Raw genomic sequence first — 25,916 nt, 5'->3', positions numbered from 1 at the left:
GCCTGCCACTCGGAGGTGCCGGTGGCGGTGGGCGGGGCCGCGGCCTTGTCGAGCGTGGACGTGCTCATCGGATGACCTCCCGGAAGATCTGCGACAGGGTGGGGACGACGGGGGCGAACTCACGGACCGGTCCGCGGCGCAGCGCCTCGGTGAGCAGCGGCTGCTCGAGGTCGGGACGGCTCAGCTCGATCACCGCGCGGGGTCCGTCGATGTCCACGACGCGCATTCCGTTGGCGGCGGCCCAGTCGCGCAGCCAGCCGGCGTCCGGGTCGACGGTGAGGCGGTAGCGCAGTCCGGCGTGGGCGTGCCGCAACTGGTCGCGCTCGCCGGCGGCGGCGACCCGGCCGCCGGCGATCACGACGACGTCGTCGCAGAGCCGCTCGACCACGTCGAGCTGATGGCTGGAGAACAGCACCGGCACACCGCGGGCGGCCCGCTCGCGCAACACGCTGACCACGGTGTCCACCGCGAGGGGGTCCAGCCCGGAGAACGGCTCGTCGAGGATCAGCGCGATCGGGTCGTGGACCAGGGCGGCGGCGATCTGGGCGCGTTGCTGGTTGCCCAGCGACAGCGACTCCAGGGTGTCGTTGCTGCGGTCGTCGAGCGAGAGCTGTTCCAGCAGTGCGGACGTCGAGGCGGCGGCGTCCCGGCGGGACATCCCGTGCAGCTGACCGAAGTAGGTGATCTGGTCGGCCACCTTCATCTTCGGGTACAGCCCGCGCTCCTCCGGCATGTAGCCGAAGCGGCGGCGCTCCCCCGTCGTGATCGGTCGGCCCTGCCAGTGCACCTCACCGCGGTCGGCGGCCAGCACACCGAGCACGATGCGCATGGTGGTGGTCTTGCCGGCGCCGTTGGCGCCGACGAAGCCGGTCAGTCGTCCCGGGCCGACGGTGAACGACACGTCGTCCACCACCGTCCGGTCGCCGAACCGGCGGCTGACGGATCGGAGTTCCAGCACGGTCCCACCTCTCGTCCCGACGGCTGGATGACGCGGCCGTCCGTGGTCAACGCTGTCCCTGTCGACGCTAGGCAGCGGTGACACCCGTGGGCATCCGCCGCGGAGCCGAGGGCGCGGGTCCGCCGAGCGGTGTGGTCGGGTCCGTCACGGGGATGAGACCGCGCCGCCGGCGGGCGGCCCGCCGGGCCCCGCGGGCGCAGCCCGGGCGCCCTGAGCCAGTGGAACGTCAGGAGCGGCCCGACGCCGGACGGCCGCCTGGAGGCGCGCGGCTCCGGACCCGGGTCACCCAGGATCTCGATGGTCCCGGTGGGCATCGCGGCCGTCGACGGGTCCCGGAGTGGGCGAAAGGGGCGGACAGCTCGCGGGTCTCGGATGGACCGCTCGGTCACCACCGCTGCGGTCCGCGCGTCGCCGCGGGGTGCCGTGTCGCACCGTTCCCGGTGTCGCGTGCGCGCGATCTCCGGGCTGCGCCCGGACCGCCGCTCGCACGCCTCAGACCCTCGGCCGCACCACCCCGTTCTCGTAGGCGAACACGACGGCCTGTGTCCGGTCCCGCAGACCGAGTTTCATCAGCACCCGCGACACGTGGGTCTTCACCGTCGCCTCACCGAGGAACAGCTGGCCGGCGATCTCGGCGTTGGACGCGCCACCGGCCAGCCGGACGAGCACCTCGTGTTCGCGTTCGGTCAGCTCGGCGAGCTGCGCGGCGGCCCCCGGCCGCATCGAGGGCTGCGCCGCCGGGGCGGCCACGAACCGCTCGATCACCCGGCGGGTGATCTCCGGCGCCAGGAGCGCATCGCCGCGGCCGACGACGTGGATGGCCTCGATGAGGTCCTCGGGGCTCGAGTTCTTCAGCAGGAAGCCGCTGGCGCCGGCCCGCAGCGCCGCGAACAGGTAGTCGTCACGGTCGAAGGTGGTCAGGATGATCACCGCCGGGCCGCACCGCGCCCCGGAGGCGACGGCCTTCCCGGCGAGGATCTGCCGGGTCGCCTCGATGCCGTCCATCCCGGGCATCTGCACGTCCATCAGGACCACGTCCGGCGTCAGCTCGCCCACCACCGTCACCCCGGCGGCGCCGTCGGCGGCCTGCCCGACGACGTCGATGTCGTCCTCGGCGTCCAGGATGATGCGGAAGCCGGCGCGCACCAGCTCGTGGTCGTCGACGATCACCACCCGCAGGGGGTCACTCATGGAACGCCTCGATCCGCTCGTCGTGCTCCGTCGGGGGCCTCCCGCCGGGGGCGGCCCCCACTCCCCGCTCGCCCCCGCGGCGGCTCACGTCGGTGGGCAGATCCGCCCGGACCCGGAAGCCACCGGTGTCCCGCGGCCCCGTCACCAGCTCGCCCCCGTGCACTGCGACCCGCTCGCGCATGCCCACCAGACCGTAGCCGGGCGCCGCTCCCGGCCGGGCGGTCCGGCCGGCCGCGCCCAGCCCGTCGTCGGTGATCTCCACCTCCACCGAGACGTCGCGGTAGCGCAACCGCACCTCGACGTTCGTCGCCGACGCGTGCTTGAGCACGTTGGTCAGCGCCTCCTGCACGATCCGGAACAACGACAACGACACTCCCGCCGGCACCGGCCGTGGGGTGCCGAACACCCCGAACCGGATCTGCAGCCCGGCCCCCTCCGCCTGGCCGACCAGCGCCGGGATCTGCTCCACCCCGGGTGCGGCGTGCAGGCTCTCGCCCGCGGGCCCTAGGGCGGTGCCGGCGCCGCCCGGCGTCAGCTCGTCCGTCGGCGCCTCGTCGCGCAGCACCCCGAGCAGCGCGCGCAGCTCGGTGATCGCGACCCGTGCGGTGTTCTCCACCGCGCTGAGCGCATCGCTGGCGAGCTCGGGACTGCGGCCCAGCACCCGCCGCGCCGCGCTGGCCTGCACGCCCATCACGGAGACGTGGTGGGCGACGACGTCGTGCAGCTCCCGGGCGATGTGCAGCCGCTCGCGGGTGACCGCGCGCTCCGCGTTCTCCCGCTGGGCCGCCTCCAGCGCCGCGGCCTGGTCGGCGAGCTGACTCTCCCGCCGCGCCGACGTCCACGACACCGTGCCGAAGTAGGTGCTGGCGGCGAAGTACACGACGTTGGCGAGCACGCTGTTGAGCACGGTGGCCGCGTACGCCGAGAGCGGCCCGGGCTGGGTCTGCGGGTTGTCGGGCAGCACGTCGGCGCCGGCCAGCACGAAGCTGACGGCGATGAACACGAACATGCCGGCCACCACGAACACCCGCGCCCAGAACGCGGCCACCCGGTGCCGCGACCACGCCCCGACGGAGTACAGCGACCAGAACAGCGCGACCGACGCCGCCAGGTTGTCCGGGAACCCGGCCCACTGGGACAGCAGGAACACCGCCGCGACCACCAGCATCGAGCTGATCGGGAACCGCCGGCGCCACATCAGCGGCAGCCCCAGCGCGACGATCCACAGCGCCTGCCAGCGCCAGTCGGGCAGCGTCCGGCCGAACGCGGACGCCAGGCTGTCCGCCACCACCGCGCTGAACGGCGCGACCACGAAGAACAGCACCACCAGCAGGACGTCGGTGCGTCGCTGGGCGGCGGTCGGCCGCGGCCGCACCCAGCCGGGCACGACGATGCGTCGCCACCAGCCCCGCACGCGTTCGGTCAGCACCGCCCCACGGTATCGGCCGGTGCCGCCCGGCCGGATCCGTCCCGCGGGCGACCGGAACTCCGCCGCGGGGCGGGGCGGACCGGCCTGCGGCGACCACCGGCCGGCCGGGCGTCGGGCGTCGGCTCAGGGGATGAGCAGCAACTTCCCGGTGGTGCGGCGCCCGGCCAGGTCCTCGTGCGCCCGGGCGGCGTCCGCGAGGTCGTACCGGCCACCGATCCGCAGCGCGAGCTCGCCGGTGGCGATCCGGCCCAGCACGTCGGCCGCCCGCATCAGCAGCTCGTCCCGGGTGAGGACGTGGTCGGCGAGCTTGGGTCGGGTGAGGAACAGCGACTTCGCCGCCAGCCGCCGCGGATCGACGGGCGCGGGCTGACCGCTGGCGGCACCGAACAGCACCATCGACCCGCGGATCCGCAGCGCGTTCATCGAGCGGTCGAAGGTGTCCTTGCCGACGCCGTCGTAGACGGCGTGGACGCCCTGCCCGCCGGTGAGATCGCGCGCCACCTCGTCGAAGCCCTCGTACCCGATGACGTCGGCGGCCCCGGCGTCCGTGCACAGCTGCCGCTTCTCGGGCGTGGAGGCCGTGGCGACGACCCGCGCACCCAGCCGCGACGCGACCTGGATGAGCAGCTGCCCGACCCCGCCCGCCCCGGCGTGCACGAGGACGTCGTCGCCCGCCCGCAGCGCGTACGAACTGGTGGTGAGGTACTGGACGGTGAGGCCCTGCAGCGGGAAGGCGGCCGCGTCGAGGTCGCTCACGTCGTCGGGCACCGGGATCAGCTTGGCCGCCTCGCCGACGAGTTCCGCCGCGTAGGAGCCGGGCAGGTTCTCCCAGGCGACCCGGTCGCCCACGGTGACCTCGGTGACCCCGTCGGCGACCTCCACGACGGTGCCGGCGCCCTCGAGGCCGGCGGTGAACGGGAGTTTGCGGGGGTAGCTGCCGTCCCGGTGGTAGATGTCGATGAAGTTGACCCCGGCGGCGGCGATCCGCACCCGGGCCTGCCCCGGCCCCAGCGGCGCGGGTTCGAGCTCGGCGAGCCGGAGCACCTCGGGACCGCCGGTCTGCTCGACACGGATCGCCCTGTAGGTCGTCATGCGTTGCATCCTTCCGTCGTGGTGTTCCCGGGTTGCCCGCGGACCGCCCGGCGCAGCCGCGGCACCCGCTCGGCCAGGGCGCGTTCGGCGCCCCGGCCGGTCGGCTCGTAGTAGTCGCGCCCGACGAGTTCGTCCGGCGGGTACTGCTGGGTGGCGATGGCGTCGGGCAGCGCGTGCGGGAACACGTAGGTCTGCGCGTTGCCGAGCTTCGCCGCTCCCGGATAGTGCCCGTCGCGCAGGTGCGGCGGCACCGATCCGCTCCTGCCCGCCTGCACGTCGCCCATCGCCGCACCCAGCGCGGAGGTCACCGCGCCGGATTTCGGTGCGGTGGCGATGTGGATGGTGGCCTGGGCCAGTGCCAGCTTCGCCTCCGGCATCCCGACCATCTGCACGACCTGTCCGGCGGCGACGGCGGTCTGCAGCGCGGTCGGGTCGGCCATCCCGACGTCCTCGCTGGCGTGCACCATCAGCCGGCGGGCGATGAAGCGCGGGTCCTCGCCGGCCTCGATCATCCGCGCCAGGTAGTGCAGCGCCGCATCCACGTCGGAGCCGCGCATCGACTTGATGAACGCGCTGATGATGTCGTAGTGCTGGTCGCCGGACTTGTCGTAGCGGACGGCGGCCCGGTTGACGGCCCGCTCGACGGCGGCGAGATCGACCGCGGCCGGCTCCTCCCGGGTCGCCCGGGGGTGTTCGTCCAGCACGGAGTCGGCGGCGGCCTCGAGCGCGGTCAGCGAGCGTCGCGCGTCGCCGCCGGACAGCGCGACGAGGTGGGCGCGCGCCTCGTCGGCGAGCGTCACCCGGCCGGCCAGCCCGCGGTCGTCGGTCACCGCGCGGGTCAGGACCCCGACGATGTCGTCGTCGGTGAGCGGTTGCAGCTGCAGGATGAGCGAACGGGACAGCAGCGGCGACACCACCGAGAAGAACGGGTTCTCGGTGGTCGCCCCGATGAGGATGACGGTGCGGTCCTCGACGGCACCGAGCAGCGAGTCCTGCTGCGCCTTGTTGAAGCGGTGCACCTCGTCGATGAACAGCACGGTCTGCTCACCGGTGCTGCGCAGCGTGTACCGCGCCTGCTCGATGACGCCGCGGACCTCCTTGACCCCGGCGGCGATCGCCGACAGCTGCGCGAACCGCCGCCCGGTGGCCCCCGCGACGAGGGTCGCCAGCGTGGTCTTGCCGGTGCCGGGTGGGCCGTACAGCAGCATCGACGACGGCGCGCCGCCGTGCACGAGCCGCCGCAGCGGCGCGCCGGGGCCGAGCAGGTGCTGCTGACCGATGACCTCGTCGAGGGTACGGGGCCGCATCCGGGCCGCCAGCGGGGCGTTGGCGTCGAACCGCGGCGCCGTCGCGGTCGGCGTCGTCGTGAAGACCCCGGCGGCGGGCTGCGTCGGGTCGGCGAAGAGTCCGTCGTCGCTCATGGTCGCCTCCCCCGCTGCCGTCGTCCCGGCGTCCGTCGTGCCACCCGCGGCGCCGCGCGCACCGCGCCACAGACCGTACCCGCGACCGTGAGCGGCGCCACGGTCGACGGCGTGACGACGATCGTTAGCAGTGCTAAATTGTCCGTCGTGACCACGCACTCCACCACCCCCACCACTCCCTCCGCTCCCGCGAAAACCGGCCTGCTGCACCAGCCGAAGTCGGTCTGGGCCGTCGCCTTCGCCTGTGTCATCGCCTTCATGGGCATCGGGCTCGTCGACCCGATCCTGCCCACGTTGCGCGAGGACCTCGGCGCGACGCCGTCGCAGATCTCGCTGTTGTTCACCTCCTACCTGTTCATCATGGCGTTCGCGATGGTGTTCAGCGGGTGGGTGTCCAGCCGCCTCGGACCCAAGCGCACGCTGCTCGCCGGTCTGGCGATGGTCGTGGTGTTCAGTGCGCTGGCCGGGTCGTCGGACACCATCGGCGCGATCGTCGGGTTCCGGGCCGGCTGGGGTCTGGGCAACGCGCTGTTCGTCGGCACCGCGCTGGCGGTGATCGTCGGTGCGGCCAGCGGCGGGATCGGTGGCGCCATCATCCTGTACGAGTCCGCACTGGGCATCGGCATCGCCACCGGCCCGCTGGTCGGCGGGCTGCTCGGCGACATCTCCTGGCGCGGACCGTTCTTCGGCGTCGCGGTGCTGATGGCGCTGGCGTTCGTCGCCACCGTCGTACTGCTCGGCGACGTGGCCGCCCCCACCCGCCGGTACGGGCTGCTGGAGCCGTTCCGGGCGCTGCGGCACCCGGGGCTGGCGGTCATCGCGGTCGTGGCGTTCTTCTACAACGTCGGCTTCTTCACCCTGCTCGCCTACGCGCCCTATCCAATGGAGATGAGCGCACTGGCCCTGGGCTGGGTGTTCTTCGGCTGGGGCGTGCTGGTGGCCGTGTCGTCGGTGTGGGTCGCGCCGATCGCCCAGCGCCGGCTCGGCACCCACCGCAGCCTCGCCGTCATCATGGGGGCGCTGACGGTGATCCTCGTGGTGATGGCGCTGGGCGTGGACTCCCCCGCCACGCTGGCCACCTGCGTGGTCGTGTCCGGGCTGTTCTCCGGCTGCGCCAACACACTGGTCACCCAGACCGTCATGGTCATCGCGCCGGTCGACCGGCCGATCGCCTCGGCGGGGTACAGCTTCGTCCGGTTCATGGGCGGCGCGATCGCGCCGTTCGTCGCCACCAAGCTGGCCGAGCACCTCGCGCCGGCCGCCGCGTTCTGGTTCGGGGCGGCCGGGTTCGTGGTGGCGGCCGGGGTGGCCGTCGGCTTCGCCCGGCAGCTGGCCCCGGCCGACGCCGCCACCGCCCACGACGCCGCACCGAGGACTTCCGCCGACGCCACCGCGCTCGCGGAGGCCACCGCCGACTGAGGGCGCGGCCGGCTCAGTCGAGCGAGCCGTCCACCAGCTTGACGAACACCGAGCTGTCCTTCCCGCCCAGCCCCGCGTCCCGCAGCCTCTGCAGACCGGCGGCCACCTCGGCGGTGAAGGGCAGACCGGTGCCGGTCGCGGCCCCGGCCGCCAGCGCCAACCCGAGATCCTTGGCCATCAGGTCCACGACGAAGCCGCCGTCGAAATCCCGGTTCACCGCGGCGGTCTCGAGCACGCCGGGCATCGGGTACCAGGTGCGCAGCGCCCAGCTGTCGCCCGACGAGACGCTGGCCATCTGCTGGAAGACGCGGTGATCGAGCCCGAGCCGGTCGGCGAGCACGGCACCCTCGCACGTCGCGGCCAGGGTGATGCCCAACATCAGGTTGTTCACGATCTTGGCGGCCTGGCCCGACCCGCCCGGGCCGATGTGGAAGATCCGCCCGGCCATCGGCTCCAGGACCGGCCGGGCCCGCTCCAGATCCGCCGCCGCGCCGCCCACCATGAACGTGAGGGTGCCCGCGGTCGCCCCCGGGACGCCGCCGCTGACCGGGGCGTCGAGGAAGGGCAGGCCCGCCTCGGCGACCGTCCGGTGCAGCTCGCGGGCGTCGTCGATGGCGATGGTCGAGGAGTCGATGACCAGCGTGCCCGGCGGCAGCAGCGGCAGCGCCTCGGCGAGCACCGCCCGCACCTGGGACCCCCGCTGCAGCATGGTGATCAGGACGTCGGCGCCGTCCAGGGCGGCGGCCAGCGAACCGGGCGCGACCACCCCACCGGCCACCGCGACGCGGACCGCCTCGGCGTCGAGGTCGTGCCCACGGACCTCGTGTCCCGCGGCGACCAGCCGCGCCGTCATCGGCGCGCCCATGTGTCCGAGTCCCACCCAGGCGATCGTTGCCATGGATCCACCGTAGGCGCGGGACGGCCGGAACGCAGCCCGGGAACCCCCACGACCGCCCACGCCCCTCACCGGCCCGCCGGCCACCGCCGCTCGCCGTGCGGACACAGCGACGGCGGCCGACCCGAGGGTCGACCGCCGCGGCAGAACATGGGACTCAGGAAGCGGGAACCGCCTCGACCGCGCGGTGCACCAGCTTCATCTTGGTGAGCACCTTCGGCGGCAGGACGAAGGGATACAGGTCCTTGTGGCCCATCGAGCGGTTGATCATGTTCAGCGACCACGACAGCGGCAGCCACAGCTGGATCAACCGGTCGAAGCCGGCCTCGCCGGGGAGGTTGCGGTCGAGGGCGGCACCCGACGGCGCGAAGCCGAAGGCGGCTGCGGTGTCGACGGTGTCGCGGATGTGCAGGTAGTGGGCGAAGCTCTCTGCCCAGTCCTCCGCCGGGTGCATGGTGGCGTAGGAGGAGACGTAGTCGGACTCCCAGCCGGCCGGCGCACCCTCGGAGTAGTGCCGGTCCAGCGCGTCCTGGTAGGAGGCGTCCGGATCGCCGAACAGCTCCTCGAAGTCGGCCCGTAGCGGTCCGGTGCCGATGAGCGTGAAGAAGAAGTAGTGGCCGATCTCGTGCCGGAAGTGGCCGAGCACGGTCCGGTACGGCTCGCCCATCGAGATCCGCAGCTGCTCGCGGTGCACGTCGTCACCCTCGGCGAGGTTGAGCGTGATGAGCCCGTTGGCGTGACCGGTGAGGACCTGCTCGTCGCGACTGGACTTGAGGTCGAACGCCAGCCCGTTCTCCGGGTCCTCGTCGCGTCCGACGACGGGCAGCCCCAGCTCGAGCAGCTCCACCATCAGCCGCCGCTTGGCCTGCTCGGCGTCGGCGTAGGCCGCCATCGCCTCGGTGTCGTCGTGCGGCGGCAGGGTCCGGGTCAACCGGTCGGACAGGCACAGCTCGTTGCCGTCGGCGTCGGCGACCACCCAGTTGCAGGCCGACCGGTGCAGGTTCGCGCACATCCGCCGCGGCGGGTTCGGGTCCTGCACGACCCCGTCGGGGCCGACCACCACGAACGCCATCAGTGCCGGGTCGAACCCGACCGCCGACCGGCAGGACAGGCACAGCGAGTTCTCGAAGGCCAGTCGCTGGCCGCAGTTCGGGCACGCGAAATCGCGCATGAGGGTGGTTCCTCCACAGGTGACGCCGATGGGCTGCGCAGCCGGTACCGCGCAGCGGACGACGGGGTGGAGCTCAGCCGGGAAGCGGGCGGCTGCCCCCGTCGCCGGACTCGGCTATACCCACCGGAGCCACGTCGACCTGCACTTTCATCGACGAGGTCGTCGCATCGGTGAAGATCACACCCTTCAGCGGCGGCACGTCGCCGTAGTCGCGACCCCACGCCACGGTCGTGTACCGCTCGTCCACGAGCTGGTCGTTGGTCGGGTCGAACGCCAGCCAGTCACCGCCGGGCAGCCACACCGCGGCCCAGGCGTGGGTGGCGTCGACGCCGATCATCCGTTCCTTCCCGGGCGGCGGCTGCGTCGCGAGGTAGCCCGACACGTAGCGGCCGGCCAACCCCTGCGATCGCAGGCACGCCACCGCCAGGTGCGCGAAGTCCTGGCAGACGCCCTGGCGGCGGGCGAGCACCTCGGCCACCCCGGTGGTGACCGTGGTCGACCCCGAGCGGTAGGTGAAGTCGGCGAAGATGCGGTGGGTGAGGTCCACGACGGCCGCGCGGATCCCCCGTCCCGGGGGGAAGGACGGCCGTGCGTAGTCCCCGACGGCGTCCGGGCGGTCGATCCGCGGCGAGTCGACCACGAAGTCGACCGCGTCCGGCTCCCCGGCGTGCCGGGGCCGCGCCTGTTCCCACGGCAGCGCCAGCGCCGCGGGATCGGGACGGGGCGTTCGCACCTCGACCAGCGAGCGGCTGACCACCTCCAGCGTGCGGTGCGCGGCGGTGACGTGGAAGAAGAAGTCCCGGTTGCCGTACACGTCCTCGCCGTGCGACGCGTCGGCCGCGGCGGGACTGGTGACCACCTCGTGCTCCAGACAGCGCTGCCAGGCCAGGTCCCGCGGACGCAGGTGACCACGGCCGTAGCTGGCGGAGACGTCGTCGGAGTAGCTGTAGGTCGTGCGGTGCTCGATGGCGTAACGGCGGACCCGGTCCGCGGCGGTCATGACGCACCGCCGGCGACGCCGAGGTCCCACGGCCGGTCGAGCGGCCGCATCGGCGCGGGGTGCCGGAAGCGCTGCGCGGCCACCGCGGCTGCGATCGCCGTGAGCGCCCCCCGGATCTCCTCGAGGAAGACGACCAGCCCGGTGCGCTCACCCTGCCCGTCGGCGTGGTCGAGGTCGGCGATGTCGGTGCGGCGCACGGTGGCCACGAGGTCGTCCAGCAGCCGGTCGGGCAGCGCGGTGCCGGACGCGTCCGGCAGCGCGCGCAGGTCCGCGCCGAGGGTCTGCAGCTGGAAGGCCAGCGAACGCGGGTTGCCGGCGTCCAGCAACAGCAGCTCCAGCACGGTGCCGACGGCCGTGCGACCCCGGTAGCGGCGACGGTAGGTCAGGATCGACTCGGCGGACTGCAGCACCGACTCGATGAGCTGGACCTCGACCGCCGGCGGGGCGACCCGGGCCAGCGCCCAGCGCAGCACCGTCACCAGCTGCAGGCTGCGCTCCAGCCGGCGGCCGATGTCCATCACGTACCAGCCGGGATCGCGGATCATGTTCTCCGCCGCGAGCCCGGACAGAGCGAGCATCCCGGACAGCACCGCGGTGTGCGTGTTCTGCAGGGTGGACCCCTGGTCGTGGGGATCGTCGCGCAGCGTCGCCAGCGCCCGCTCGACCCCGGCGAGCACCAGCCAGGTGTCCCGGGACAACTGGTCGCGGACCCCGCTGGCCGCCTCGGTCAGACCCCGCAGCGCCTGCGCGATGCTGCCGGACCGACGGCCGTCCAGCACCAGCGACCGCAGCTCCGGCAGCACCTCGGCGGGACGGCCGGTGAAGCCGGGGTAGGTGGCGCTGGAGTGCGTGACGGTGGCGAGCAGCACCGGGGTCAGCTCGGTCTCCGACGCGGTGCCGCGCTGGCGGAACTCGTCCAGCCGGTCCCAGGTGGCGATCAGCAGCCGGGCGAAGTCCTCGGTGCGTTCGGTGTAGCGGCCGAACCAGAACAGGTCCTCCAGGGCCCGCGGGGAGGTCATCGCGCCGGACGGGCCGACCGTCGCGGGACGGTCGGCCGCCCACGGGGTCGCGGTCCGGTCGACGGCCACGGCCGGGGAGGCCGACCGCACCCAGACGTCCTTGGCCGCGGTCGGCGTGGACGCCGCGCGGGTCTGCTGGTCCAGCGGGAGCACCCGGCCGAGGCCGCCCGGCATCACCAGGTAACCGGTCTGCTGGGCCACCGCGAACAGCCGCATGCCGACCTGCCCCGGCCGGAGGCCGTCACCGTCGGCCACCGGCGCCACCGAGAACGGCACGAACGGCTGGCCGACCCACCGGGTCGGCTGGGCCCGGACCCGGTTCCGCAACTCCGCGGCGGCCGCGCGGTTCAGCCGGCCGACGATGCGGCCGCGTCCGACGCCGTCGGTGGGCCGCAGCACCATGTCGTCGAAGGAGGCGAGCACGTGCGACAGACCGGTCGGCTCACCGCACCAGAAGGTCGGCGCGGACGGCAGTCTCAGCTCCTCGCCGAGCAGCGCGTCCGCCAGCGCGGGCAGCAGCGGCAGCAGTCCCGGGTTCTCCAGGATGCCGCTGCCCGGGGTGTTGACCACCGAGACGCTGCCACGGCGGGCGGCCTGCAGCAGCCCGACGACGCCCAGCCGGGAGTCCGGGCGCAGCTCCAGCGGATCGACGTAGGCGGCGTCCACCCGCCGGAGGATGACGTCGACCGGCTCGTGACGACCCAGTGCCCGCATCCACACCCGGCCCTCGCGGACCGTCAGGTCCTCGCTCTCGACGAGCGGCAGACCCAGCAGGCCGGCCAGGAACGCCTGGTCGAACGCCGTCTCCGAGTGGGTGCCGGGGCTCAGCACGACCACCCGCGGATCCTCGGCGGACCGCGGCGCCACCGCCTGCAGCGCGAGCAGGAAGCTGCGGAAGAACGGCGTCAGGCTCTCCGGCGCGGACCGGCGGACGACGTCCGGCGCGACCCGGGCGATCACCCGGCGGTCGGCCATCGCGTAGCCGGCCCCGGACGGCGCCTCGGTGCGGTCTCCCATGGCCACGAAAGCGCCGTCGGGGCCGCGGACGACGTCGGCGGCGTGCAGGAACAGCTGGTGCGGTCCCGGCACGGTCAGTCCGTGGGCGCGCCGCAGGTAGGCGTGGCTGCCGAACACCAGCTCCGGCGGGATGAGCCCGCGCCGGATCAGCGTCCGCGGTCCGTACAGGTCGGTCAGCACCAGATCCAGCAGGGTGGCCCGCTGCCGCAGCGCCGACGACAGGCCCGCCCATTCCGCGGCGTCGACGACCCACGGCACCGGGTCGAGCCGCCACCGCTCGGGGGCGAGGGGATCGCCCGGGTCCGGTCCGGGCGTCGGTGTGCCGCGTTGCTCAGGGGCTCCCGCCGGGGGCATGGTGCCGGCCCCGCCGACGGGCGTGTAGGTGACGCCGTCGTCGTCGAGCAGCCGCTCGACCTGACGCTGCAGGCGGTGCAGGCCCGCCGTGCCGACGCCGTCCAGGCCGGCGGCGATCTCGGACCAGCCGGGCCGGACCGTGCCCGTGGCGTCGATCATCTCGTCGTACCGCGGACCCGACCGCCCCGGTGTGGCCGCACGGCGTCCGGCGTAGGCCCCGACCAGCGGGGCCGGGGCGGCAGCGGGGCCGGTGGCCGGTGCGACGGCGGGGCCGGTGGCCGGAGCGTGAGCGGGACCGTCGGCCGAAGCGGGAGCGTCGGCAGCGGGACCGTCGGCCGAAGCGGGAGCGGCGCCGTCGGCCGGAGCGGGACCGGTGGCCGGAGCGGGAGCGGGACCGTCGGCCGGAGCGGGAGCGGGGCCGTCGGCCGGAGCGGGAGCGGGACCGTCGGCCGCAGCAGGAGCGTCGGCAGCGGGGCCGTCGGCCGCAGCGGGAGCGGCGGCAGCGGGACCCTCGGTCGCAGCGGAAGCCGGGTCGGTGGCGGGGAGCAGGGTCGTCCTCACGCGATCGGGACGCGGTTCACGAGGTGACCGGCCGAGACGGTGACACCCACGCGGACCCCCTCTGTCGTCGTCCACCCTGGTCGTCACTCACCTGTTGTCGTCCACCTCGTCGTCGTCGACCCTGGCGTCGTCGACCCTGGCGTCGGCCGGACCGTGACGGCCGGATGGTGGCGGGTGGACGTGCCGGGGTCACTGTAGGGCGGCATTGTTTCGCCGCGGCAACGGCGATCGGTGCCGCCGATCGGGCGCCCGGTGTCCGGGAGGTGCGCGGTGCGCACCTCCCGGACCGGGGTCAGGCCGCCGGCGGCACGAAGTCGACGCCGGCTTCCTTGCGCTGCTGCGGGGTGATCGGCGCGGGGGCGGCGGTCAGCGGGTCGTAACCGCCACCCGACTTCGGGAACGCGATGACCTCCCGCAGCGAGCTCGCGCCCGACAGCAGCATGACCACCCGGTCCCAACCCAACGCGATGCCGCCGTGCGGCGGGGCGCCGAAGGAGAACGCGTCGAGCAGGAACCCGAACTTCTCCTGCGCCTCCTCCGCCGTCAGCCCCATCACGGCAAACACCCGCTCCTGGATGTCGCGACGGTGGATACGGATGCTGCCGCCGCCGAGTTCGTTGCCGTTGCAGACGATGTCGTAGGCGTAGGCCAGCGCCGACCCCGGATCGGTGTCGAAGGTGTCGATCGAGTCGGGCTTGGGCGAGGTGAACGCGTGGTGCACCGCCGTCCAGGCGCCACTGCCGACCGCGACGTCGGTCGTCTCGGCGGTCGACTCGAACAGCGGTGCGTCGACGATCCAGACGAAGTCCCAGCGGTTCTCGTCGATGGCGCCGGCGCGACGGCCGATCTCCAGACGCGCCGCACCCAGCAGTTCCTGGGTGGGCTTGCGGGCACCGGCGGCGAAGTACACCGCGTCACCGGGCTTCGCGCCGGTCTCCTCCAGCAGGCCGTCGCGTTCCTCCTGTGACAGGTTCTTGGCGACCGGGCCGCCGAAGCTGCCGTCCTCGGCGACGGTCACGTAGGCCAGTCCGCGGGCGCCGCGCTGCTTGGCCCACTCCTGCCAGGCGTCGAACGAGCGGCGGGGCTGCGAGGCGCCACCGGCCTGCACGACGTAGCCGACGTAGGGCGCCTGGAAGACCCGGAACGGCGTGTTCGCGAAGTACGCGGTGATCTCGTGGATCTCCAGATCCAGGCGCAGGTCGGGCTTGTCGGAGCCGTAGCGATCCATCGCGTCGAGGTAGGTCATCCGCTTGATGGGCAGCGGGATCTCGTGGTCGATCAGCTTCCAGAGGGCCGCGACGACCTGCTCGCCGAGGGCGATCACGTCGTCCTGGTCGACGAAGCTCATCTCGACGTCCAGCTGGGTGAACTCCGGCTGCCGGTCGGCGCGGAAGTCCTCGTCCCGGTAGCAGCGGGCGATCTGGTAGTACCGCTCCATCCCGGCGACCATCAGCAGCTGCTTGAACAGCTGCGGGGACTGCGGCAGCGCGTACCAGGAGCCAGGCCGGAGACGGGCCGGCACCACGAAGTCGCGGGCGCCCTCGGGGGTGGAACGGGTCAGCGTCGGGGTCTCGATCTCGACGAAGCCGTGACCGTCCAGCACGGTCCGGGCGGCCTTGTTGACCGCGGACCGCAGCCGCAGCGCCGCGGCCGGACCGGAGCGACGCAGGTCGAGGTAGCGGTACTTGAGCCGGGTCTCCTCGCCGACCTCCACGTGGTCGTCGATCTGGAACGGCAGCGGCGCACTCTCGGAGAGCACGACCAGTTCATCGGCCAGCACCTCGATCGCACCGGTGGGCACGTCGGCGTTCTCGTTGCCCTCCGGACGGACGCTGACCGCGCCGGTGACGGCGACGCAGAACTCGGCGCGGAGCCGGTGGGCCTGCTCGGCCATCGCGCCCTCGCGGAACACGACCTGGACGGTGCCTGACGCGTCCCGCAGGTCGACGAAGATGACGCCGCCGTGGTCCCGGCGGCGGGCGACCCAGCCGGCCAGGGTGACGGTCTGCCCGTCGTCGGTGGCTCTCAACGTGCCGGCGTCGTGGGTGCGGATCACGGGCGGACTCCTCTGGTTCGGCAGCGCTGTACGGCTGCGGTGGCCTCCCCCGGGTAGACGGCCCGGCGGCGGTGTGCCGGGGTCCCGTGGACGGGTCCGGCGCCGGGACCATTCTTCCCGACGCACACGGCGCTCAGCACCGACGTTTCGTCGGCGGAAGGGGCCGTACAGGTGACGAATCGTCGGCGATCCTGGAGTGTGACCCGACGAACCTCGACCCGACCCTCGACTTTGCCACCCGATCGGGGTAACTTGAAGAAGTTCACGGAGTTCGTCGCACGGATGCGACGCCGGTGCATCGCTTGACAGCTCGCGCCAGACAACTCCGATCCTGTGAGAAATGGCGCAATGGTATCCCCTGCTGTCCCCGCACTGTCCGCATCCACCACCGACACCGTCAGCGCTGACCTCGAGTCCGCTGACCTCACCTTCGCCGACCTCGGACTCCCCGAGGCCCTGATGAAGGCCGTGGCCGATCTCGGCTACACCACGCCGTCGCCCATCCAGGCCGCGGCGATCCCGGCCCTGCTGGCCGGCCAGGACATCACCGGTGTGGCCCAGACCGGCACCGGCAAGACGGCGGCCTTCGGTCTGCCGCTGCTCGCCGCGATGGACCCGTCCTCCCGCGACGTCCAGGCCCTGGTCCTGACCCCCACCCGCGAGCTCGCCCTGCAGGTCAGCGAGGCCATCGAGACGATGGCCAAGCACCTCCCGCAGGTTCGCGTGCTCGCCGTCTACGGCGGCGCCAGCTTCGTCCCGCAGCTGAAGGCCCTGTCCTCCGGTGTGCAGGTCGTCGTCGGCACCCCCGGCCGGATCATCGACCACCTGGACCGCGGCACCCTCAAGCTCGGCAACCTCAAGTTCCTCGTCCTCGACGAGGCCGACGAGATGCTGCGCATGGGCTTCGCCGAGGACGTCGAGAACATCCTCACCAACGCTCCGAAGACCGGTCGCCAGACCGCGCTGTTCAGCGCGACCATGCCGCCGCCGATCAAGCGCGTCGCCGACCAGCACATGACCAACCCGATCGACATCGCGGTCAGCCGTCAGTCGTCGACGGTGGAGAACGTCAAGCAGACGTACGCGGTCATCCCGTTCAGCCGCAAGACCGATGCGCTCGCCCGCGTCATCGAGATCAGCGCGGCCGACGCGACCATCGTGTTCACCCGCACCAAGGACGCCGCGGAGAACGTCGGCTCCGAGCTGATCGCCCGTGGCATCTCCGCCGCCACCATCAGCGGTGACGTCGCCCAGCGCGAGCGTGAGCGGATCGTCGAGCGGCTGCGCAACGGCCAGCTGGACGTCCTCGTCGCCACCGACGTCGCGGCCCGCGGCCTGGACGTCGACCGCATCGACCTGGTCGTCAACTACGACGCCCCGGGCGAGCCGGAGACCTACGTGCACCGGATCGGCCGTACCGGCCGCGCCGGCCGTACCGGCGAGGCGCTGACCTTCTTCACGCCGCGCGAGACCGGCCGACTGCGCGTCATCGAGAAGCTGACCCGCCAGAAGCTGACCGAGATCACCCTGCCGACCGCCTCCGAGGTGTCCGCGCAGCGTGCGATCAAGGTGCTGACCAAGGCCGCCGCGCGCGCCGAGGCCGGCAACATCGAGTCCTACCGCACCGCGATCGAGACCTTCCTGACCGACAGCCCGCTGTCGGTCGCGGAGCTCGCCAGCGCGCTGGCCGCACTGGTCGCCGGTGACACCGGCAAGCAGGTCGCCGAGCCCGAGGTGCTGGTCTCCGGGCCGCGCTCGCGCGACGACCGGGGCGACCGCGGTGACCGTGGTGGCCGCAGCTTCGACCGTGACCGTGGCGACCGCGGCGACCGTGGTGGCCGCAGCTTCGACCGCGACCGTGGCGACCGCTTCGGCAGCGAGCGTCCCCGCTCGGACCGTCGTCCGTCCGACCGTGGTGGCCGCGACTCCAGCCGTCCGTCGGGCAAGCGCTACAGCATCGCCGTCGGTCACGCCGACGGTGTGCGTCCCGCCGGCATCGTCGGTGCGATCACCGCGGAAGGTGGCCTGCAGGGCCGCGACCTCGGCCGCATCGACATCTTCGACAACCACAGCATCGTCGAGATCATCAGCGAGCTGACCCCGGCCGCGTTCTCCCGGATCGGCGCCGCCCGCGTCTCCGGTCGCGAGCTGCGGATCAAGCGCCACTACGAGGACGCCACCGCGGCGGCCCCGGCCAAGCGCTCGTTCCGCGACTGACGCTTCGTCGTCAGGAACCCCCGTCGACCCTTTAATCGGCGGGGGTTCCTGCGTTTGCGGGGTTGCTGCGCTTCCGGGGGCTGCGGTCGTTCTGCGGGTCCGACGCCGTTCGTGACGGCACCCACGAGTGGTGCTTCGCAGCCGGGCGGATGCGCCGGCGGGCACTTCGCGACAGGTCCGGCGGCTCCGCGACACCTTCCGCCGGCCCAAGCGGTCGCTGAGCGGGCGAACCCGTCGCTCAAACGCAGCCACGCCGCGGTCAGCCGCAGACCCCGCCTTCGCACCCACTTCCCCAACGACGCATCAGCTGCAACCGACGCGCGACACAGACACCTGACGCGAAGCTGGCTGGCCGTACCCCCCGACGAGGACTTCGCGACAGGTGCAGCAGCTCCGCGACACCTCCCACCGGTTTGCAGCGGTCGCGAAGCGGGCGAACCCGTCGCTGAGACGCAGCCACGCCGCGGTGACCCTGAGCCCGCCTTCGCCCCCACTCCACCACTGACGCACCCGCTGCAACCGGTGCGCGACTCACGCACCTGACTCGAAGCTGCGCCGGCCGCATCTCCCGACGAGGACTTCGCGACAGGTCCAGCAACTCCGCAACACCTTCCGCCGGCTGCAACCGTCGCGGAGCGGTCGAACTCGTCGCGAAGACGCGCGGCCGATACGCCACCATCCCGGTCCCGGTGGCCTCATCACGTTCACCCACCGATGCACCTAACGCGGACCGACGTCCCGGCCCACTCGTCAGGCATCAGGAGTCGCGCTTGCGCAGCTTCTGCTTGTCGGCCAGCGGCCGACTGGCCACGACGGGAAAGGTGCCGGTGAAACCGGACCGCTCGTCGGCGATGGCGGCGATGCGCTCGCGGCAGGCGAACCAGCCCAGCACCAGCGCCGGCACGATGATGACGAGCGACGCCACGGTGTAGGTCCCCACCGGGTAGTCGAAGCCGATCAACACCAGCACCACGGCCAGGAACGCCAGCGTCAGGTACGAGGTGAACGGCGCGCCGAACAGCCGGAACGCGGGCCGCTCCAACAGCCCCTTCTGCGACCAGCGCTGCAACCGCCACTGGCAGAGCATGATCGTCGCCCAGCTCGCCAGGATCCCCAGCGACGCGACGTTCAGCACGATCTCGAACGCCTCCGCGGGCACGATCGCATTCAGGCCGACGCCCAGCAGCGTCACCACGGCGGTGATAGCGATACCGCCGTACGGAACACCGGACTTGTTCATCCGCCCGGCGTACTGCGGCGCGGAGCCCGCCTTGGCCATCGAGTGCAGGATCCGACCCGTCGAGTACAGACCCGCGTTCAACGACGACAGCGCCGCCGTCAACACCACGAGGTTCATGATGACGCCGACCCCGTCGACGCCGATCGAGGAGAAGAACGTGACGAACGGCGACTCCCCCGACTTGTACGCCGTGTACGGCAGCAGCAGGGTCAGCAGCAGCACCGAGCCGACGTAGAACACCGCGATCCGGAAGATGACCGTGTTGATCGCCTTGGGGATCACCTTCGCCGGGTTCTCGGTCTCTCCCGCGGTCGTGCCGATCAGCTCGATGGCGGCGTAGGCGAACACCACTCCCTGGATGATGACGATCGCCGGAACCAGGCCGTTGGGCAGCCATCCCCCGTTGTCGGTGATCAGGCTGAACCCCACCTGCTGACCATCGACAGGGGTGCCGAAGATGACGAAGTACGTGCCGACCAGCAGGAAGATGACCAGCGCCGCCACCTTGATCAGCGCGAACCAGAATTCGAGCTCGCCGAAGACCTTGACCGACACCAGGTTCAGGCCGAGGACGATCACGAGGCCACCCAGCGCCCAGATCCACTGCGGCACGGAGTTGATGAACTCCGAGTACTGGCCGAAGAACTTCATGTACAACGCCACCGCGGTGACGTCGACGATGGACGTCATGGCCCAGTTCAGCCAGTACAGCCAGCCGGCGGTGAACGCCGCCTTCTCACCGTAGAACTCGCGGGCGTAGGACACGAACGAGCCGGACGACGGCCGGTGCAGCACCAGCTCGCCCATCGCACGCAGCACCAGGAAGCCGAAGAAGCCGCAGATCGCGTAGATGACCACCAGCGCCGGTCCGGCCTGCGCGAGCCGCCCGCCGGCCCCGAGGAACAGGCCCGTGCCGATGGCGCCGCCGATGGCGATCATCTGGATCTGCCTGGACTTGAGCCCCTTGTGGTAGCCCTGCTCCTCTTCGGCGAACATCTCCGGGTGTCCAGCGGTCGTCTCGGGTGGGGGCGGATGGTATCCGCGGGAAGCGGGTGTCCCGTCGCCGGACGTGCTGGGGTGCTCGGACATGGTTGCTCCTCGTCGAGACGGTGATGCCGGTGCGGTGGTGACGGTGTTGCGATGCTGCAGTACCTCGATGACGGTGACTCAGTATGGGGCCGATCCGTGTCGAACAGGCAGTGACGGCCAGCGGCCGCCACGCCGACGGACCCACCGGTGATTCTGTGCCACCAAAGTCGGATGTGAGGGGATCCCACCCGCCGGAGGCCCGTCGTCGGCCGCTGCCCCGATCCGACGAAGGCTACGACGAGCGGGATGGGGTCCGACCGGCGGCCGCGACGAGCTGGCGGGCTCCGCTGTCCGGACTCTGCCGCCCGGCCGCCACGGTGAGACCACGGTCGCTTCGGCTGACGCGTCGGTCGTCGTGAGTGAGCGCCTCCGGCCGCCGCTCACCCCATCTCGTCGACCGGCCTGTGGAGAGGCGGAGCCGGCGGCGGGAGCCACCCCACCGTCGACCGAGACTGCGGCCACGCGTCAGGCCCAGCCGTCGGCCGGAGCCGCAACCGCAGCCGTCCGTCGAACGTGCCGTCACCACAGCCGCAGTGGCGCGCCAGGACCGCCGCCGACCAGAGCACCGCCGCACCAGGACCGCCGCCAGCCGGATCGCAGCCACACCAGGCCAGCCGCCAACCGGAGCGCAGCCGCACGCCGGACGTGCCGTCAGCCCGAGCCGCAGCTGCACGCCGGACCTGCCGTCAGCCCCAGCCGCAGCGGCGCGCCATGCCCACTCCCCAACCAGACCACCGCTGCGCCGTGCCCGGCCGTCGGCCGAGCCGCAGCCGCACCTGCCGTCAGCCCCAGCCGCAGCGGCGCGCCAGGCCCACTCCCCAACCAGACCACCGCTGCGCCGTGCCCAGCCGTCGGCCGAGCCGCAGCCGCACGTCGGACCGGCCGCCAAGCGGAGCCGCAGCCGGGCGCCAAGCCCCACCGTCAACCGGAACCGGGCCGCCCGTCTGGCCTGCCGCACCGATCCCAGGACTCGACCGGAAGGGCCCTTCGGTGCCGACCCGGCGGAACACCGTGCGTACGACCGGTGTTGACTTCCGGCAGGGCCGACGGACGGCCCGGAACGGGAGACGACGATGACCGGGACACCCACGGAGAAGCCCTACCTGCGCGGCGCCAGCGACTGGGCGGCCGACCAGGCCGAGCGCTACGAGGAGAGCAACGGCCAGGAGGCGAACACGCTCCAGGGCGTGCCGATCATGCTGGTCTCGACCACCGGTCGCAAGACCGGAGCACTCCGCCGCACCCCCCTGATGCGCGTCGAGCACGAGGGAAGCTACGCGGCGATCGCCTCCAAGGGCGGCGCCCCCGAGCACCCGGTCTGGTACCTCAACATCCTCGCCGATCCCACGGTGACCGTCCGCGACGGCGCCACCGTCCGCACCTGCCACGCCCACGTCGCCGAGGGAGACGAGCGGGCCGCCTGGTGGGAGCGGGCTATCGCCGTCTGGCCCGCCTACGCCGACTACCAGACCAAGACCGACCGGCAGATCCCGGTGGTCGTGCTGGACCCGATCGACTGACAGGCACAGGCGCCGAGGCCCGGACGCGGCCGCACCAACGACTCCGGCACGACGCCGACGCCACGGAACGCGGCCGCGCCGACACCCCGGCGTCACGACAGCCACCCACCGCACGAAGCTGCACAGGACGCGGCCGCCCAGCGCAACGACCACGACGCCGACGCCACGAAACGCGGCCACGCCCACACCCCGGCTCGACAACAGCCACCCACTGGAGGTACATCTGCGCAGGACGCGGCCGCCCAGCGCAATGACCACGACGCACCGGACGCCGCCGCGCCGACCCCGGCGGCTACCTACCCCAAGAACATCTGCGTAGGACGCTGCCGCCCAGCGCAACGACCACAATCACGACGCCCCGAACGCGGCCACGCCCACACCCCGGCGCTACGCCAGCCACCCACTGCAGGTCCATCTGCGCCGAACGCGGCCGCCCAGCGCAACGACGATCGCCGGACCGCCCCTGCCCGCCAGCGACAGTCACCCCAGCCGCGCCACCGTCACTATCAGGCTCCCGACAGCTCAGAACAACGCGGGCTCCGGGGCCAACGCGGCGACCGCCGGACCGCCCGGGACCCGCAGTTCGTGCGCCCACCGCTCCGGTTCGCCGCCCCGGCGGTCGGCGCCGAACCGGTACCGGTCCAGCAGGGGCCGGACCCGGGCGTGCAACGCGTCCCGGTACTCCTTCGAGGCGTACGCACCCCGCCCGTAGAGGGCGCGGTACCGCGGGACCAGGTCCGGCCGGTCGCGTTCGAGGTTGGTCATGAACCACTCCTTCGTCCCCGGCCGCAGGTGCAACGCCAGCACGGTGACGTGGGTAGCGCCGGCCTCGGCCAGCGCGGCGAACACGGTGTCGAGCTGCTCGGCGGTGTCGGTCAGGTACGGCAGCACCGGTGCCACCATCACCGAGCACCGCAGTCCGGCGTCGCGGACCGCGCGGATCAACTCGAGCCGCGCCTTCGGGGTGGGGGTCCCTGGCTCGAACTGCTGGTGCAGCACCGGGTCCAGGATCGCCAGGCTGACGCCGACGCCCACGGGCACGCGTTCCGCCGCCGCCGTCAGCACCGGCAGATCACGCCGCAGCAGCGTTCCCTTGGTCAGGATCGACAGCGGCGTCCCCGACCGCGTCAGCGCGTCGATGATGCCCGGCATCAGCCGGTAGCGGCCCTCCGGGCGCTGGTAGGGATCGGTGTTGGTGCCCAGGGCGACGTGCGGGCGCTCCCAGCCGGGTCGCGCCACCTCCCGGCGCACCACGTCGGCGACGTTGACCTTGACGACGATGCGGTTGTCGAAGTCCTGCCCGCTGTCCATCTCCAGGTACTCGTGCGTCTTGCGCGCGAAGCAGTAGGTGCAGCTGTGGACACATCCCCGCATCGGGTTGATGGTCCAGTCGAACGGCATCGGCGAACCGCCCGGCACCCGGTTGAGCGCCGACTTGGCGTGCACCTCGTAGAAGGTGACGCCGGCGAACTCGGGGGTGCGGACGGTGCGGACGAGGCCCGCCATCCGGCCGAGGCCGGGCAGCGCACCGTCGTCGACGGTGGTCAGCTGCTGCGCCTGCCACCGCACGGCTCAGGCCACCATCGCGGAGTCGGCGCGTCGCTGCAGCCCCTCGAACTGCACCGGCACGCCGGTGTCGTCGACGACCAGCGGCACCGCCGGGGCGCCGGCGAAGGACTGTTCGAGCGCGCGGTCGCGGCCACTGTCCCGGACGCCGACGTACCGCTGGCGGGTCACCACGACCGCCAGATCGGGCAGCCGGACCCGCAACACCGGGTAGGCGGCGGCGAGCGGCCGGACGGGTCCGCCGCGCCGACCGGTCGGGCGGGGTCCGGCCAGGCCGAGCCGGCGGATCGGCGCCCAGTGCGAAAGCGGACAGCTGTCGAGGACGACATCGGCGATCGGCTGCGCCAGCAGGCCACCCGGCAGTCCCGGCCACCCGGGGTGCGTCGCCTCGCCGACCGGCTCGTCGGCCCCGGAGCGGGCGTCGTCACCGCGTCCGGTCCAGGCCCGGGACCGCCAGCCAGCGGCGGCACGTTCCAGCAGCAGGGTGCGGTTCCAGGTGCGGCCACCGCCGCCGGTGCCGACGACGCGGACGTCCAGCCGTTCGGCCTGCCAGTCCACCGTGGTGCTGAGCTGCCAGGTGACCTCCAGGCCGGACGAGGTCTGTTCGCCGAAGGCGACGAGACCGTCCAGATGCCGGGCCGGCTGCGACCGGGTGGTGCCCGCCGCGTCCCACCACCGGCGCTCCGGTGACCCACCCCCGGACCGTCCCTGGTCCGAGAATCCCTGCCACTGAACTGATCTCATCGTGCACCCCACGTTCCGCCGTCGTCCCGCGGCCGCCGACCGCTGAGATCATCGAACAGGTGTTCGGGGGTGGTGTCAATCCTCCGTCGGCGCGTTGTCGATCAGACGTTCGATCCGCGTGTCGCGTGGATCGGTGCCCGACCGGTGGTCACCGGGTGGCTGCGAAGTGTGTGCGAGGCGCCACTCGCCCGCCGCGCCGGGTGGGCGAGTGGCGCGAAGTACCGCCGCGCCGGGTGGGCCGCGCTCAGTAGGCCCCGGAGCCGGCCAGCACCGCCTTCACCGTCTTGGCCATGATGACCAGGTCACTGACCACCGACCAGTTCTCGATGTAGTAGAAGTCGAGCCGGATGCGCTCGTCCGCACTGGCGTCGGAGCGACCCGACACCTGCCACAAGCCGGTCATCCCGGGACGCACCAGCATGCGGCGCTCGACGAAACTGCCGACGTCGGCACCCTCGCCGGGCACCAGCGGACGAGGTCCGACGATGCTCATCTGACCGCTGATGACGTTGAACAGCTGCGGCAGTTCGTCGAGGCTGGTCTTGCGGAGGAACGCCCCGATACGGCTGATCCGGGGGTCGTCGGCGGACTTGTAGAACGTGTTGCCGGCCTGCCCGGCGGCGGCCTTGACCGCGTCGATCTGGGCGTCGGCGTCGACCCGCATCGAGCGGAACTTCCACACCTTGAACCGTCTGCCGCCCATCCCGACGCGGGTGTGGCGGAAGAACACCGGGCCCGGATCGGTGATCTTGATGGCCGCCGCGACGGCGAGCAGGACCGGGGACAGCAGCACCAGCGCGACGGCGCTGGTCATGATGTCCAGGACCGTCTTGGTGTAGAGCCGGGGTCCGCGGTACCGCGGTTCCTGCACCATCATCAGCGGCAGCCCGTCGACCGGCCGGATGTGGATCCGGGGTCCGGCGACGTCGGTGAGCGCCGGCGCGAGGGCCAGCTTGATGCCGGTGCCCTCGAGCTTCCAGGCGAGGTCGCGGACCTGCGCGGGGCCGAAGTCCTCGCCGCCGGCGACGGCGATGGTGTTGATCTTGCTGCGCTGGATGGTCTGCATCAGGTACGCGAGGTGTCCGGAGACCTTGAAACCGTCCAACGACGAGGTGCCCGGCGGGATGCGGTCCTGCGGAACGCACAGTCCGACGACCCGGAACCCGGCCGCCGGCGAGGCGTCGAGCCGCTGGGCGAGGTCCACGGCACCCTTGGGACTGCCGACGACGAGCACGGTGTTGAGGTGGGTGCCGCTGCGCCGGTGCGCGGCGAGCTTCCAGCGCCACACGGCGCGGCCGACGAACAGCCCGACGACACCCAGCGGCAGCGTGGTGAGCAGATAGCTGCGCGTCAAGTCGAGCTGGGCCAGGTAGCAGATGGTGCCCACGGTGCCGAAGAGCAGGAACGTCGCCTGCGCGACACGGTGGTACTCCCCCGCGCCGTTGCCGAGCACGTTCTTCTCGTAGGCACCCCGGGCGCCGAGGGCCAGACCCCACAGCGCCACCAGCGCGAACGACAACGCCCAGTCGGCGCCGGACGCGTCGAACGTGCGGATGACGTCGAGTCGCGTCACGTGCCCGACCACCGTCATCACCAGCAGGATGGCCAGGTCGGTGAAGACGAGGTTGCGCTGGTAGGTGTTGATCCAGTCCTGCTGGCGGCGCTGACCGAACGGCATCCGCTTGACCGAACCGGACGTGTTGCCGACGTAGTCACGCTCACCGAGACGACGCTGCGGCACCGGCGGCAGGTCGGCGGGACCCAGGCCGATCTCGGCGACGACGCCGGCCGGCAGCAGCGCCGTGGTGGTGTCGACGGCGGGTGCCGACGACGAGTCCGGCGACGGCACACCGCCGGTCCGCGGCTCCCCCGTCATCGCGGTCGTGGTTCCCGCACTGTTCTGCATCGGACTCCCAAACTCGTGCTGTGGCTTCGACGGAGGGACGACGGTCGGGGC

17 protein-coding genes are annotated in these 25,916 nt (G+C 72.5%); 3 read left to right on the top strand and 14 right to left on the bottom strand.

Annotated features, from left to right (window positions below; all coding sequences use genetic code 11):
- Positions 1 to 64: 64 nt before the first annotated feature.
- The 5 genes from DB033_RS01830 to DB033_RS01810 all read right to left on the bottom strand — a co-directional run bounded on the left by DB033_RS01830 (position 65) and on the right by DB033_RS01810 (position 6,091).
- Complete coding sequence (locus DB033_RS01830; RefSeq protein ID WP_111765199.1) at positions 65 to 958, bottom strand: ABC transporter ATP-binding protein; 894 nt, start codon at positions 956 to 958, stop codon at positions 65 to 67.
- Between the two features lie 492 nt (positions 959 to 1,450).
- Complete coding sequence (locus DB033_RS01825; protein ID WP_111765198.1) at positions 1,451 to 2,149, bottom strand: response regulator; 699 nt, start codon at positions 2,147 to 2,149, stop codon at positions 1,451 to 1,453.
- A complete protein-coding gene (locus DB033_RS01820; protein ID WP_205843604.1) occupies positions 2,142 to 3,578 on the bottom strand; it encodes a sensor histidine kinase in 1,437 nt (478 codons plus the stop codon). The genes DB033_RS01825 and DB033_RS01820 overlap by 8 nt, the downstream gene beginning before the upstream one ends.
- A 123-nt stretch (positions 3,579 to 3,701) precedes the next feature.
- Entirely contained in the window at positions 3,702 to 4,670 is a 969-nt protein-coding gene (locus tag DB033_RS01815; protein ID WP_111765197.1) for a quinone oxidoreductase family protein, read from the bottom strand.
- The gene (locus DB033_RS01810) at positions 4,667 to 6,091 is read right to left on the bottom strand and encodes a replication-associated recombination protein A (protein ID WP_111765196.1); all 1,425 of its coding nucleotides are present in this window, start codon (positions 6,089 to 6,091) and stop codon (positions 4,667 to 4,669) included. Before DB033_RS01810 ends, DB033_RS01815 begins: the two co-directional genes overlap by 4 nt.
- Positions 6,092 to 6,229: 138 nt before the next feature.
- Here DB033_RS01810 and DB033_RS01805 point away from each other — a divergent pair, with 138 nt between their 5' ends.
- Positions 6,230 to 7,510, top strand: coding sequence for an MFS transporter (locus DB033_RS01805; protein WP_111765195.1), 1,281 nt, complete (start codon positions 6,230 to 6,232; stop codon positions 7,508 to 7,510).
- A gap of 13 nt (positions 7,511 to 7,523) precedes the next feature.
- Here the strand turns inward: DB033_RS01805 and mmsB are convergent, their stop codons facing one another.
- The 5 genes from mmsB to aspS all read right to left on the bottom strand — a co-directional run bounded on the left by mmsB (position 7,524) and on the right by aspS (position 15,583).
- A complete protein-coding gene (gene mmsB / locus DB033_RS01800; RefSeq protein ID WP_111765194.1) occupies positions 7,524 to 8,408 on the bottom strand; it encodes a 3-hydroxyisobutyrate dehydrogenase in 885 nt (294 codons plus the stop codon).
- Between the two features lie 154 nt (positions 8,409 to 8,562).
- Complete coding sequence (locus DB033_RS01795) at positions 8,563 to 9,576, bottom strand: zinc-binding metallopeptidase family protein (RefSeq protein ID WP_111765193.1); 1,014 nt, start codon at positions 9,574 to 9,576, stop codon at positions 8,563 to 8,565.
- Positions 9,577 to 9,649: 73 nt separating this feature from the next.
- Positions 9,650 to 10,576: a transglutaminase family protein gene (locus DB033_RS01790; RefSeq protein WP_111765192.1), complete on the bottom strand. Its 927-nt coding sequence runs from the start codon at positions 10,574 to 10,576 to the stop codon at positions 9,650 to 9,652.
- Positions 10,573 to 13,125: a circularly permuted type 2 ATP-grasp protein gene (locus DB033_RS01785; protein ID WP_157970454.1), complete on the bottom strand. Its 2,553-nt coding sequence runs from the start codon at positions 13,123 to 13,125 to the stop codon at positions 10,573 to 10,575. Before DB033_RS01785 ends, DB033_RS01790 begins: the two co-directional genes overlap by 4 nt.
- A gap of 694 nt (positions 13,126 to 13,819) precedes the next feature.
- Positions 13,820 to 15,583 (bottom strand): aspartate--tRNA ligase, encoded by a 1,764-nt coding sequence (aspS, locus tag DB033_RS01780; RefSeq protein ID WP_111765190.1) that lies wholly within the window; start codon positions 15,581 to 15,583, stop codon positions 13,820 to 13,822.
- A 348-nt stretch (positions 15,584 to 15,931) separates the two neighbouring features.
- On the opposite strand from aspS, the gene DB033_RS01775 reads away from it, so the two are divergent.
- Positions 15,932 to 17,800, top strand: a complete 1,869-nt coding sequence (locus DB033_RS01775) for a DEAD/DEAH box helicase (RefSeq protein WP_111765189.1) — start codon at positions 15,932 to 15,934, stop codon at positions 17,798 to 17,800.
- 757 nt (positions 17,801 to 18,557) lie between these two features.
- On the opposite strand, the gene DB033_RS01770 is transcribed toward DB033_RS01775, so the two are convergent.
- Positions 18,558 to 20,036: an amino acid permease gene (locus DB033_RS01770; protein WP_420814039.1), complete on the bottom strand. Its 1,479-nt coding sequence runs from the start codon at positions 20,034 to 20,036 to the stop codon at positions 18,558 to 18,560.
- 1,166 nt (positions 20,037 to 21,202) lie between these two features.
- Between DB033_RS01770 and DB033_RS01765 the strand changes: the two genes are divergently transcribed.
- Positions 21,203 to 21,649, top strand: coding sequence for a nitroreductase family deazaflavin-dependent oxidoreductase (locus tag DB033_RS01765; RefSeq protein ID WP_111765187.1), 447 nt, complete (start codon positions 21,203 to 21,205; stop codon positions 21,647 to 21,649).
- Between the two features lie 522 nt (positions 21,650 to 22,171).
- Here the strand turns inward: DB033_RS01765 and DB033_RS01760 are convergent.
- From DB033_RS01760 to DB033_RS01750, 3 genes are all read right to left on the bottom strand, one after another.
- Positions 22,172 to 23,218 (bottom strand): Rv2578c family radical SAM protein, encoded by a 1,047-nt coding sequence (locus DB033_RS01760; RefSeq protein WP_111765186.1) that lies wholly within the window; start codon positions 23,216 to 23,218, stop codon positions 22,172 to 22,174.
- Between the two features lie 3 nt (positions 23,219 to 23,221).
- Positions 23,222 to 23,959 carry a putative glycolipid-binding domain-containing protein gene (locus DB033_RS01755; protein WP_111765185.1) on the bottom strand — a complete coding sequence of 246 codons (738 nt, stop codon included), beginning with the start codon at positions 23,957 to 23,959 and terminating at the stop codon, positions 23,222 to 23,224.
- 244 nt (positions 23,960 to 24,203) lie between these two features.
- Positions 24,204 to 25,865, bottom strand: a complete 1,662-nt coding sequence (locus tag DB033_RS01750) for a sugar transferase (protein ID WP_111765184.1) — start codon at positions 25,863 to 25,865, stop codon at positions 24,204 to 24,206.
- Positions 25,866 to 25,916 lie beyond the last annotated feature (51 nt).

The sequence above is a fragment of the Nakamurella deserti genome, assembly GCF_003260015.1.
In the GTDB taxonomy this organism is placed as follows: domain Bacteria; phylum Actinomycetota; class Actinomycetes; order Mycobacteriales; family Nakamurellaceae; genus Nakamurella; species Nakamurella deserti.
Note: the sequence above shows the minus strand (reverse complement) of the source record. Positions and strands in the feature narration are given on the sequence as shown.

Coding starts and splice junctions, on each gene's coding strand:
- DB033_RS01790 (WP_111765192.1), bottom strand. CDS start 10,576: ATGACCGCCGCGGACCGGGTCCGCCGTTACGCCATCGAGCACCGCACG.
- DB033_RS01770 (WP_420814039.1), bottom strand. CDS start 20,036: ATGTTCGCCGAAGAGGAGCAGGGCTACCACAAGGGGCTCAAGTCCAGG.
- DB033_RS01750 (WP_111765184.1), bottom strand. CDS start 25,865: ATGCAGAACAGTGCGGGAACCACGACCGCGATGACGGGGGAGCCGCGG.
- DB033_RS01810 (WP_111765196.1), bottom strand. CDS start 6,091: ATGAGCGACGACGGACTCTTCGCCGACCCGACGCAGCCCGCCGCCGGG.
- mmsB (WP_111765194.1), bottom strand. CDS start 8,408: ATGGCAACGATCGCCTGGGTGGGACTCGGACACATGGGCGCGCCGATG.
- DB033_RS01765 (WP_111765187.1), top strand. CDS start 21,203: ATGACCGGGACACCCACGGAGAAGCCCTACCTGCGCGGCGCCAGCGAC.
- DB033_RS01775 (WP_111765189.1), top strand. CDS start 15,932: ATGGTATCCCCTGCTGTCCCCGCACTGTCCGCATCCACCACCGACACC.
- DB033_RS01785 (WP_157970454.1), bottom strand. CDS start 13,125: ATGATCGACGCCACGGGCACGGTCCGGCCCGGCTGGTCCGAGATCGCC.
- DB033_RS01795 (WP_111765193.1), bottom strand. CDS start 9,576: ATGCGCGATTTCGCGTGCCCGAACTGCGGCCAGCGACTGGCCTTCGAG.
- DB033_RS01815 (WP_111765197.1), bottom strand. CDS start 4,670: ATGACGACCTACAGGGCGATCCGTGTCGAGCAGACCGGCGGTCCCGAG.
- DB033_RS01755 (WP_111765185.1), bottom strand. CDS start 23,959: ATGAGATCAGTTCAGTGGCAGGGATTCTCGGACCAGGGACGGTCCGGG.
- DB033_RS01825 (WP_111765198.1), bottom strand. CDS start 2,149: ATGAGTGACCCCCTGCGGGTGGTGATCGTCGACGACCACGAGCTGGTG.